Source organism: Chryseobacterium sp. (assembly GCF_022712095.1).
Lineage (GTDB): Bacteria > Bacteroidota > Bacteroidia > Flavobacteriales > Weeksellaceae > Chryseobacterium.
In genome coordinates, this window is the sequence record NZ_JALAHD010000200.1 from 1 (window position 1) to 10,629 (window position 10,629).

At 35.2% G+C, this 10,629-nt stretch carries 12 protein-coding genes; 1 reads left to right on the forward strand and 11 read right to left on the reverse strand.

The window, feature by feature from the left end; translation table 11 throughout:
* Positions 1-516 (forward strand): pyridoxamine 5'-phosphate oxidase family protein (locus Q0A18_RS10360; RefSeq protein WP_363315979.1); only part of this gene is annotated, 516 nt, incomplete at its 5' end.
* 43 nt (positions 517-559) lie between these two features.
* Here the strand turns inward: Q0A18_RS10360 and Q0A18_RS10365 are convergent.
* The 11 genes from Q0A18_RS10365 to Q0A18_RS10415 form a co-directional block, all read right to left on the reverse strand.
* Positions 560-1,351, reverse strand: a complete 792-nt coding sequence (locus Q0A18_RS10365; RefSeq protein ID WP_292010074.1) for a phosphatase PAP2 family protein — start codon at positions 1,349-1,351, stop codon at positions 560-562.
* A gap of 55 nt (positions 1,352-1,406) precedes the next feature.
* The gene (locus Q0A18_RS10370; protein WP_292010075.1) at positions 1,407-2,441 is read right to left on the reverse strand and encodes a sulfite exporter TauE/SafE family protein; all 1,035 of its coding nucleotides are present in this window, start codon (positions 2,439-2,441) and stop codon (positions 1,407-1,409) included.
* Positions 2,442-2,518: 77 nt separating this feature from the next.
* A complete protein-coding gene (locus tag Q0A18_RS10375) occupies positions 2,519-3,802 on the reverse strand; it encodes a HAMP domain-containing sensor histidine kinase (RefSeq protein ID WP_292010076.1) in 1,284 nt (427 codons plus the stop codon).
* Between the two features lie 6 nt (positions 3,803-3,808).
* A complete protein-coding gene (locus Q0A18_RS10380) occupies positions 3,809-4,486 on the reverse strand; it encodes a response regulator transcription factor (protein ID WP_292010077.1) in 678 nt (225 codons plus the stop codon).
* 56 nt (positions 4,487-4,542) lie between these two features.
* Positions 4,543-5,295 (reverse strand): SDR family oxidoreductase, encoded by a 753-nt coding sequence (locus tag Q0A18_RS10385; protein ID WP_292010078.1) that lies wholly within the window; start codon positions 5,293-5,295, stop codon positions 4,543-4,545.
* Positions 5,296-5,330: 35 nt separating this feature from the next.
* Positions 5,331-5,831: a nicotinamide-nucleotide amidohydrolase family protein gene (locus tag Q0A18_RS10390; RefSeq protein ID WP_292010079.1), complete on the reverse strand. Its 501-nt coding sequence runs from the start codon at positions 5,829-5,831 to the stop codon at positions 5,331-5,333.
* Positions 5,832-5,901: 70 nt separating this feature from the next.
* Positions 5,902-8,034 (reverse strand): catalase, encoded by a 2,133-nt coding sequence (locus Q0A18_RS10395; protein ID WP_292010080.1) that lies wholly within the window; start codon positions 8,032-8,034, stop codon positions 5,902-5,904.
* A gap of 43 nt (positions 8,035-8,077) precedes the next feature.
* Complete coding sequence (locus tag Q0A18_RS10400) at positions 8,078-8,377, reverse strand: hypothetical protein (protein WP_292010081.1); 300 nt, start codon at positions 8,375-8,377, stop codon at positions 8,078-8,080.
* 63 nt (positions 8,378-8,440) lie between these two features.
* Positions 8,441-9,034: a ferritin-like domain-containing protein gene (locus Q0A18_RS10405; protein WP_292010082.1), complete on the reverse strand. Its 594-nt coding sequence runs from the start codon at positions 9,032-9,034 to the stop codon at positions 8,441-8,443.
* Between the two features lie 68 nt (positions 9,035-9,102).
* Complete coding sequence (locus Q0A18_RS10410; RefSeq protein WP_292010083.1) at positions 9,103-9,804, reverse strand: KGG domain-containing protein; 702 nt, start codon at positions 9,802-9,804, stop codon at positions 9,103-9,105.
* A gap of 185 nt (positions 9,805-9,989) precedes the next feature.
* Positions 9,990-10,586 (reverse strand): Crp/Fnr family transcriptional regulator, encoded by a 597-nt coding sequence (locus Q0A18_RS10415; protein WP_292010084.1) that lies wholly within the window; start codon positions 10,584-10,586, stop codon positions 9,990-9,992.
* Between the last annotated feature and the right edge of the window lie 43 nt (positions 10,587-10,629).

A 10,629-nucleotide genomic window follows, 5' to 3' on the forward strand; every position in this document is an offset into this window, starting at 1 on the left:
ATTAATATTATGTCAACACAAAATCTTACCCATCTGGAGGCTGTTAAGAAAATTAAGGAACTGTCGGAAGCGGCAAGAATTTGCATGTTCTGTACGGAACTGGAAAAGGTTCCTGTGAATTCAAGACCTATGACTTTACAGGAGACTGATGAAAACGGAAATCTTTGGTTTATAAGCAGTGATACAAGCAATAAAAATTTTGAGATAAAAGAAGACCGCAGAGTTCAGCTTTTCTTTATGAATAACGGAGATTCACAATACCTCTCGGTGTATGGTACCGCTTCCGTTTATAAAGATAAAACCACTATTGAGGATAAATGGTCTGCTATGGCAAATGCATGGTTTGACGGTAAAGACGATCCCCATGTTTCCATCATTCGTGTAGAACCTAAAGAAACCTATTACTGGGATACCAAGGCTGGAAAATTAGTCAGTTTATTAAGCTTTGTAGCATCAGCTGTTACAGGAAATAAAACAGATAATTCCGATGGTATTGAAGGAAATGCCACAGTATAAATTAATTTAAGAAGGCTTCCATATAATCTGGAAGCCTTTAATTTTAAAAATTCTTCACTAGCCCGATACCCATCTTTCCCTTTTGGTAGAAAGGCATTATCATGGTCTGGGATTTTTCTTTTTTTCCACCTAATAATGAATTTATTTTAGGATACAGCCAGTAAGCAAGTTCTGTGGATAAAATACCAAATCCCGCACCACCTACCACATCTCCAAACCAATGTTTATCATTTAGCATACGGTATAATCCTGTAAATACTGCGAATGAATATCCTGAAACACTTAATAAGAAATTCGTGTCTTTATATTCCCTGAACATGAATTGAGCGGAAGCAAATGCAATAGCTGTATGTCCTGACGGAAAAGATAATCTATCAGACTGATCCGGTCTTTCTTCCTTTACAATGTGCTTAAGAGGAACTGTAACAGCAGAAGTAATCAACATAGAAGTACCATAGATGATACTTCTCTCCATGAAATTATGCCTTCCCTCCACTCCTACCGCATTCAGTCCATATACTAATACAGCCGGAGCAAACTGAGTATAATTATCTAATTTGATATGATCGGGCCGATGTTCATTAATTTCATTTCGGGTAGAAAAATTCAGTTGTTTCAGCCCGTTGATACTCAAACTCGCTACTCCGTAAGAAATAAAGGTTGCCGGAATAATCAGTTTCTTGTAAGAAAATTGATGGCTCTCATCGATTGTTCTTTTTGATATTGGGACAATACTGTCCTGAACTTCATGTACAGATAACGTGTCCTGGTCCTGTGCATGTAAAGCTGATAATCCCGTGAAGATCATTAATCCGCTTAATAGCAAATTTTTCATTTAATTTTTTATATTGAAATTTAACCTGATGGATAATAAAAAATTTCCAGTCCTATCAGTCTTTTAATTGAATCATTTCATCATCTATATAACAGTAGAATTCATAAGAAACTTTCTTTGTGAATGAAAATACTTTTTCTACACTTACTCTATCATATTTTTGGTTGAGTTCTTCATATTTATTTCTGATATTTTCGGGTAATTCGTGGCTCGGAACATGTTTTTCCAATTCCAATCCTTTATGGCGGTTGTATTCTATGCTGAGATTACTTTTTCGCCAGGTAATTTGCGATTCTGTTTTGTGATGATCAGAGGTAACGGAAAAAGAAACCTTATTTTCCAAGATAATTTTCTCAGAAGTGCTTGTAAATAGGATGATTCCTGAAATAACCATAGCAATATACCCTACTTTTTTAAAGGTAAATTCACTTAGATAAGGCAAAATGAATTTTACGGTATAAGAAGAAACGATAGTACCTGCTGCCATGGTTAACCCCAACCATAAAGCTGTACCGGAATATAGCCCCAGTGTTATGTAGATGATTAATTTTATGAGGTGAAGAAATACTTCATTTGCAGCTCTGGTGGCAACAATTTCTTCTTTAGAAAGCCCGAATCGCAGGTAAAATCTATTAAATAATAAGCCTATAGCACCCGTAATTCCAGAGATAAAACCTGCAAAGAACCCAATAAGAGCCAGAACAAAATTAGGATAAGGTTTTATATCAGTTTTTTCTTCTTTTCTGGATTTGAATAATTGAGGGATATTGGCAATCAGAAATACGGCTACGATCATTTGTAAATAATTAGGATTGACAAATTTGATCAGCCAGGCTCCTAATAATACAGCAGGAATGGAAAACGGGACAAACCAGAGGAATATTTTCCAGTTAATGTGTTTTTTGAATACCGCTATCCGGGAAGCAGAACTTGTGAATGTACCTATTGTTAAAGAAAACGGAACATTCGAGGCAGGAAGTAAAAGATTCAAAATCGGAATAAGAATAAGGCTTGCTCCTCCTCCACATATGGCACTGATCCAGAATGCTACAATTGTTCCAAAGAATAATAATACAATTTCTACAATCATGATAGTCAATTTTAATAGTTATAACTATTGCTTTTATAACACAAAATTGCAATCCGATTTTGAATAAATTTTGAATTTTAGAATCCAATGGAAAAAAAGTGAAACCCTTTTTCAAAATGGTAGTTCAGAGCCCAGTGCTGATGCTGGCAGATTTCTTTAACAATGGCAAGGCCTAAACCACTTCCGCTGTTTTCAGAAGAAGCTTTTGAAAACCTTTTAAATAATGAATCGCTGTTGAGAGGAGTTTCTCCAGAGTTTGAAATTTCCAGTGAACTTTTAGAAAGTCGGATGTTTACAGTTCCTTGATTAGGAGTATGTCTGATTGTATTGACCAGGAGATTATTAATTAAGGTTTCAGCCAGTGTCCTATTGGTTTCGATTTCAACTTCATCAATAGAGGTACCCAAATGAATACCTTTCTGGTCAAAATGTTCCCGAAGAAATTCTAAGCTTTGGCTAAGCGTAATATACAAAGGAATTTTTTCATTTTGAGAAAATTGTAAATTCCCGATTTTAGCCAATAACAGGAGATTTTTATTAATTCTTGTGCTGCGGGATAAAGTCTTATTGAGGTCTTCAATAACAGAATATTGATTTTCCGTGATATCCTGATCCTGGAGAAGATTATCTATTTTGTTCTGAAGGATAGCAAGAGGTGTCTGCAGTTCGTGGGATGCATTTTCGGTAAATTCTTTCTGTGTTTTGTAAACAGAGATATTATGTTCTATAAGTCTGGATAAAGCGGTATTCAGTTCTTCAAATTCTTTGATATCCGTTTTTTGAAATGATATTGGAGTTCCTTCACTCAGGTCAAAAGATTTAAGCTTTGAAAGGGTATCATTGAAGGGAGACCATACCGTGTTGGAAAGTCTTCTGTTCAGAAGTAATAATCCTATTACAATAAGAAGGAAAAAAATACCGGTAGTTATGGCAATGGCAATAATCGTTTCCTGGGTTTCTTCTACATTGGTTTCTATAGTAAAGAGATAAGGTTTCTGGTTGATATAAATGATTTTCTTCAGGCATCTGAATCTGTCGATATTAGGCTCCGTTGAATAGAGCTTCTGTTTTTCAATAGTATATATTTTGTTTTTTTTCAAATGGGCAGAAGTAACTTTTTCTATATCGGTTCCCGGCTGGATATGATTCCACAATTCAATACTTTTTTCCAGCTCTTCATCAGATAGCTTTAGCTGATTGAATTCAAATGCTGTTTTATCTGCCACAATTTCATTATGTTCATCCAGCTCATTGATCCAGATCGTATCTATAACAAAGTAATACACAGGAATACTTATCAGTAAAATAATGAGTACATAAACTAGAAAGGGTTTTGTTATTTTGTTGAGTAAACTTTTCATAATCAGTTAAATGAATTCCCACTTATAACCCGTTCCGTAAATTGTTTTCAAATAATGATCACACCCTGCATCGCTGAGTTTTTTCTTTAGATTTTTAATATGTGCATAAACAAAATCATGATTATCCAGCATATCCGCAAAATCTCCGGATAAGTGTTCTGCCAAGGTACTTTTAGAGATAACCTTATTTTTATTTCCTATAAAATAAAGTAGCAGATCAAACTCTTTTTTGGTAAGAATAACGGGAGATTCATTCACCGAAACTGTTTTTGATAGAAGGTCTATCCGCAATTCATTTTGAATGATAATATTGGTATTGCTGAACTGTTTTCTTCTGATCACTGAATAAATTCTGGCTGCTAATTCAGATAAATGAAAAGGCTTGGTAAGGTAATCATCAGCACCAATCTGTAACCCTAGAATTTTATCATCCAAAGCATTTTTAGCGGAAATAATGATAACACCATCCTGTTTGTTTTCCTTTTTCAATTCTTCAAGTATCTTCATTCCATTTCCGTCAGGTAAAGAAATATCCAGTAAAATACAGTCATAAGTGAAATTGGTAATTTTATTGAGTGCCTGATGAAAAGTAGAAGCGAATTCACATACATAATGTTCTCCGGAAAGATATTCGGCGATACTTTTTGCAAGCTCAGGTTCATCTTCTATGATCAGGATTTTCATGTTACAAATTTACTATTCAATTCTGAATAAATTTTGAATTAAAATGACCATTAAGATTATCCATTGACAATAAGTCCACCGTTAGGATGGAGAACCTGTCCTGTAATCTGTATTGCGGCATCTGTGGCCAAAAATAGAAAGCAAGCTGCTATTTCTTCAGGGGATGCATTTCTTTCAAAAGGTGGTTTATTCGGGTCTTCCTCCTCTTCCCCAAAAGTTTCTTTTGTAAGAGGTGTAGCAACGGGACCGGGAGCTACAGCATTTACACGTATATTTTTAGGTTTTGCCTGTAAAGCAAGTGAACGGGTGAAAGAAACAATGGCGCCTTTTGTAGCTGAATAATCCAGTAGTTCAGGATGCCCCTGATAGGCTACTGCAGAAGTTGTATTAATAATACAGCTTCCTTCTTTTAAAAACGGAAAAACAACTTTGGTAAGTAATATCATTCCTACAATATTGGAATCAAAGGTTTTCCGTATATTTTCTTCTTCCAGCTCGGCAATATTGTCAGAGGGAAACTGTACTCCGGCATTATTGATTAAAATATCAATTCCTCCCAGTTTTGAGATTACTTCTTGAACTGTTTTTTCACAGAATTCATAATCATTGATATCTCCTGAAAATATAACAGACTTTCGTCCGAAAGTTAAGATCTCATTTTTTGTTTTCTGGGCACTTTCATGATCTTCATGGTAGATAATGGCTATATCAGCTCCTTTTTCTGCAAAGAGCAAAGCGGTTGCTTTTCCTATTCCGCTATCTGCACCTGTGATAAGAACCGTCTTGTTTTGGAATTGTTTATTTCTCATAGCTGAATTATTTTGTCATCATGATGTTTATATGATTATTTCAAGGTTAATAATTTATTTATCTCACTTTTAAAGCACCCCAAAATAAACTCCGTGTAGTATAGCTGAGCGTTAATGGATGGAGTTTTGGGGTGCAGTTCAAGTTTTTTAGTCAGAATAATTTCATTTTTATAGGCAAAAGAAAAAAAACAAAAAAGTTTATAGGAGGAATGCCTTATAGGCGTGCAATAACCTGTAACAGAAATACCCCAATCCGTTTCAAACAGCTTGGCAATATTAATTGCCATATCTTCTGTAATAGCAGGAGAAACGCAATCACATTCAAGTCCCTGCTCTTTATCAATATTCAATAATTTTACCTTTTCTGATAAATTATAAGCGGTTACACCACCATTATAAAATAATGAAGCATTAGGCATTTGGGAAAATGCCAGTTGCAAAAAACCGGAAGTAACGCTTTCTGCAACAGAGATTGTTTCATTAGTAGTGAGAAGAGAATGACTGATGTAATCTAAAAGGTTTTTTTGAAATTCCATGGTTATTGGTTTTTAGAAGATATGGATTGGAAATTATTTCAAATAGTAAAAAATAGATGATAAATGAAATCTATGTATTTCTTTGCGTTTCCAGATCCCAAATTCTGTGTTGAGCTATAGCTTTTATAAATAGATTGTTATTATTTTCCCCGGAGGAAGTGATAATAGCAGGATCATCATGTTTTTTGTGAGCGACATTACTATTTTTGTAAATAGGTTCTGTAGCTTGACCAAAATAGATTGCTTTACAGTGTTTATAAGCTTCATTGACGAAATGCAGAACTAGATGTCTGTTTTCCGCAGATAATAATTCTTGGGTAGATTCTTCTCCGGGACAAATATATAATGCATCAAAACATACGCTCGAAGTACTAGTAAGAGAATGTTTGGGAATAAATGATTGCCCATTATTTGTTTTAACAGGTGCGAGGCTGGTAGATATGATTTCTACTCTTGCCCCTTCATTTTCAAGTTGTTTTTTTAAATGGGAAGTAATTTTAGCATCTACCCCATTTCCCATGATAAAACCGATTACCCGGCTGGAAATAGTATTTTTTACTGTATTCCGCATACTTAATGCTTCGGAAATTTTAATATGAGGTTCTTTTTCCTCACTTTGAAGTTCTCTAGGATCCGCATCCGCAGGGATACTTTGATTAGGTTGTTCCAACTTTTTAGGTTCAATTCCTAATTTTTGACCTACTCTCCATGCTAAGGTTTTATCAATGTAAGTTAACTGCCCTACCACTCTTTCCCTGATTTCAGGTATGGTAACTTTTGATAATTCAAAAATTAAAGCATTTTGAAGATGAGTTTTTTCTGGAGCTGACTGGCTGTTATAGAAAAGTTTAGCCTGAGAATAATGATCTACAAAGCTTTTACTTCTTTCTCTTACTTTGTGTCCTGGAACTTTTTCCTGATGAGAAGTAAATCCTCCATCTTTCATCATAGCCTGGAATGGACAACCTCCTCCAATGGAATTCGGTTCATAGCTTACTTTTCCTTTTATGATCTGTTGCCTCATATGTCCGTCTCTCTGGTTATTATGCACTGTATTGATGGATCTGTTAATAGGGATTTCATGAAAGTTGGGAGAACCTAATCGTGATAACTGTGTATCCGTATAAGAAAATAATCGCCCCTGCAATAATGGATCATTACTAAAATCTATGCCGGGCACTAGGTGACCGGGATGAAAAGCTACCTGTTCCGTTTCTGCAAAAAAGTTATCAGGATTTTTAGTAAGTGTTAAAGTACCAATGATCTCTACAGGAACCAATTCCTCAGGAACGAGTTTTGTAGGGTCCAGAAGATCAAAATCAAATTGATGTTCATTGTCTTCAGGGATAAGCTGCACTCCGAAATCCCACTCTGGGAAACTTCCGTTTTCAATAGATTCCCATAAATCACGCCTGTGAAAATCAGGGTCTGCACCTGAAATTTTCTGTGCTTCATCCCATGCTACAGAATGAACTCCCAATTTAGGTTTAAAATGGAATTTTACGAAATGTACTTTTCCTTCCTCATTAATAAATTTAAATGAATGGACCCCAAAGCCTTCCATCATTCTTAAGCTCCTTGGAATAGCTCTGTCACTCATCAGCCACATGATCATGTGCATACTTTCAGGCATTAGAGAAATAAAATCCCAAAATGTATCATGGGCAGAAGCCGCCTGTGGGATTTCATTATCAGGCTCCGGTTTTACAGCATGGACAAGATCTGGGAACTTAATGGCATCCTGAATAAAAAATACAGGCATATTGTTACCGACTAGGTCATAATTACCTTCTTCTGTATAAAATTTTATGGCAAATCCTCTCACATCCCTAGGTAAATCTGTACTGCCTCTGCTTCCTGCAACGGTAGAAAATCTAACGAATACAGGGGTTTCTTTTCCTACTTCATTAAGAAACTTTGCTTTAGTGTAAGGAGCTAAACTTTTGGTAAGCTTAAAGATCCCGTGGGCACCTGAACCTCTTGCATGAACTATTCTTTCGGGAATTCTTTCATGATCGAAATGGGTTATTTTTTCTCTTAAAATAAAATCTTCCAGTAAGGTAGGTCCCCTGTCTCCTGCTTTCAAAGAGTCCTGATTATTGTTGATCTTAATTCCTTGGTTGGTGGTCAACATCTGGTTTTCATTAGATGTACTTAATGATTCTAACTGTTCTGACTTTCTGTTGGGCTCATTCTTTTTCATATTATAATTTTTTATGGGTTGATTATTTTAAAAGCTAAAATTTTCAGTCATTAATTTTCATATACTTTTCAAAGTAATGAAAGTCTTGTCTGTCCTTTATAGAAAGGTAAAACATGAGCTGTATAGGTTCATGTTTACCAATGCTGTTGAAATTTTCAAATCGGGCAATTAATGCCTCTATATTTTCGGAGGGAAAATCCTTCATAATAATAAACAATAAGAAAATGTTGGTATTGATTTCTTTTGCGTAGATAGAAGCATTATTTTCAAACCAATCACCTTTATTATTAATTTTTTTGAAATTTTCAGATCTTAATGATTTTAATATTTTTTGAGATTCCATGTGAAGTTTTCAAGGTTAGAATAAGCCATATAGAATAACTATATGACTTACTTATATTTGAGATCAATCTTCCTGTTCAGCATCAAAATTGATAGAGGTTTCTGCTATTTCGGTAAGTAAATAATCCGTATCCTCTTCTTCCTGAAGTGTCTTTTCAAGTAAATCTGCCGCTTTATCATGTCCCATAGTGATAGCCAATTGGGCAAGTCCTCCATAAGTGGCAATTTCATAATGTTCTACTTTTTGAGCTGCAATGATCAGAGCTGCATCGCGTGTCATAGAACCCTCCTGGGTCGATTTGATGATTTCGTCTCCTTCTTTGATAATTCCTTTTATAGCTTCGCATTCTTTTTTCTGAGGTTCTTCATTGATAAGTTTAAAGACCTTTTCCAGTCTGCTTACATGTTTTTTAGTTTGAAGCTGATGATCCTCAAAAGCATCTTTCAGCTCTTCTGTTGTTGCGGCTTCCTGCATTTTTTCCAGCGCATCAATAATGACATTTTCTGCAAAATAGATGTCCTTAAGGGAATCAACAAAAAATTTGTGAAGAGGAGCATTTTTCATCTCGTCTTTATTTACGATTGCATTGTCTACAGACATTTTTTTTTGTGTGGAAGCAGTGCTGGCAGTATTTATTTCGGTTGTTTTATTTGGCATGATAAGTTGGTGTTTTTAATGGTTAAAAAGATTACCTCCTACTAAAAGGAGATAACCTTATAAAAGAATTATGAATTACGTCTGCCTCCGAATCCGGATCTTCCTCCTCCGTGGGAAGCCTGTCCTCCCATACGGGCAATTCTTGTACGATCCGCTTTACTCATTGAAGCAAACCCTCTTCTGGAAGTTCCTGAACCTGAAGAATAATCTGAATCTCTACTTGAGCTATTTCTATCTCTGGATCTACCGGAATTATTGGTGTTTCCTGAATTAGATCTGTTATTTGAATGGGATGAAGATCTTCCTCCTCCATGAGAAGCTTGTCCTCCCATACGGGCAATCCTTGTACGTTCTTCTTTACTCATCGAAGCGAAACCTCTTCTGGAAGTACCATTCCCTCCTGAAGATCTTCCTCTTCCATTGCTTCTGGAACCGGATTCTCGTGAGCTTCCTCCGGAGCTAAATCTGCCCTGACGGTCTCTCTGCTGGTTTCCACCCTGCGAACCTCTTTGTCCCCGGTTATCCTCATCATAGTCTTCGTCGTCATAATCCTCATCATAGTCTTCGTCATCGTAATCCTCATCATAGTTGTTGTTGTAATCGTCATAATAATCTTCAAAATCTGAGAAATCATCATCATAGTCTTCATCTTGTGAAGCATCATTATATCCGTGATCGTAACCTAATTGATAAACCTCTTCTAAACTTGATCTTGAATCATTGGAAGATTGGCTCCTGGAATTACGGCTGTTTGAATTTCTAGTGTTCATAACTAACTTTTTTTGTAATTAATATTAAGTGATGTATAATATATTGATGTCTTGACTAGTATCGACAACAATAATTTGGGTCTAATAAAAAATCTCCAGAAAATTTCATTTGATAATTAAAATGCTGAAAATTGATATCACAAAGCTAGTAGTCTATAATTCAATTTCTTATGATCTCAATCATATTAATACATGATTTTTTGGTTAATGATTTTGAGCATATGATCTCTTTCCATGGATTTGATAGTTCTGATAGCTGTCTCTACACAAATACCGGTTAAACTTGCAATTTGTTGCCTTGTTAACGGTATTTGAAAAGAAAAAGCCTTTTTTTCCTTCTGAAAACTCTTGAGATAATCAAGCAAAACTTTTAATTTTGCAGCAGGATTTTGTGAGTGAATGGTTTGAGCCATAATGAGTTTAAAATATAATCGCTGCGAAATGCATTTATTGATGTCCATACAGATGTCAGGATAATATTTCAATAATCGGAAAAAATCAAATTTTGATAACTTCAGAATAGTGCAATGATTTAGAGCTATAGCATTCATAGGAGAAGGTTTATCCATAAACAGCAAAGATTCACCAATACACTGGCCATTTCCTAAAATATTTTGAATAAGTTCTTTACCTTCTTCATTATAACTGTTGAGTTTTACTTCCCCTTTTATAATCTGAAAATAAAAGGAAGGGAGATCTCCTTCTCGAAAAATCAGCTCCGTGGGAGAGAATTTTTTAATTTCTGCTCCCATCGAATATAGGATTTCTTCATTAATAACCATAGTAATTTGTTTTTAAGCGTTGTTCGGGTGTGTAAATACATCA

What these genes read in the sequence shown, in the direction of transcription:
- Q0A18_RS10365 (WP_292010074.1), bottom strand. Translation starts at nt 1,351, where the DNA reads ATGAAAAATTTGCTATTAAGCGGATTAATGATCTTCACGGGATTATCA.
- Q0A18_RS10370 (WP_292010075.1), bottom strand. Translation starts at nt 2,441, where the DNA reads ATGATTGTAGAAATTGTATTATTATTCTTTGGAACAATTGTAGCATTC.
- Q0A18_RS10375 (WP_292010076.1), bottom strand. Translation starts at nt 3,802, where the DNA reads ATGAAAAGTTTACTCAACAAAATAACAAAACCCTTTCTAGTTTATGTA.
- Q0A18_RS10380 (WP_292010077.1), bottom strand. Translation starts at nt 4,486, where the DNA reads ATGAAAATCCTGATCATAGAAGATGAACCTGAGCTTGCAAAAAGTATC.
- Q0A18_RS10385 (WP_292010078.1), bottom strand. Translation starts at nt 5,295, where the DNA reads ATGAGAAATAAACAATTCCAAAACAAGACGGTTCTTATCACAGGTGCA.
- Q0A18_RS10390 (WP_292010079.1), bottom strand. Translation starts at nt 5,831, where the DNA reads ATGGAATTTCAAAAAAACCTTTTAGATTACATCAGTCATTCTCTTCTC.
- Q0A18_RS10395 (WP_292010080.1), bottom strand. Translation starts at nt 8,034, where the DNA reads ATGAAAAAGAATGAGCCCAACAGAAAGTCAGAACAGTTAGAATCATTA.
- Q0A18_RS10400 (WP_292010081.1), bottom strand. Translation starts at nt 8,377, where the DNA reads ATGGAATCTCAAAAAATATTAAAATCATTAAGATCTGAAAATTTCAAA.
- Q0A18_RS10405 (WP_292010082.1), bottom strand. Translation starts at nt 9,034, where the DNA reads ATGCCAAATAAAACAACCGAAATAAATACTGCCAGCACTGCTTCCACA.
- Q0A18_RS10410 (WP_292010083.1), bottom strand. Translation starts at nt 9,804, where the DNA reads ATGAACACTAGAAATTCAAACAGCCGTAATTCCAGGAGCCAATCTTCC.
- Q0A18_RS10415 (WP_292010084.1), bottom strand. Translation starts at nt 10,586, where the DNA reads ATGGTTATTAATGAAGAAATCCTATATTCGATGGGAGCAGAAATTAAA.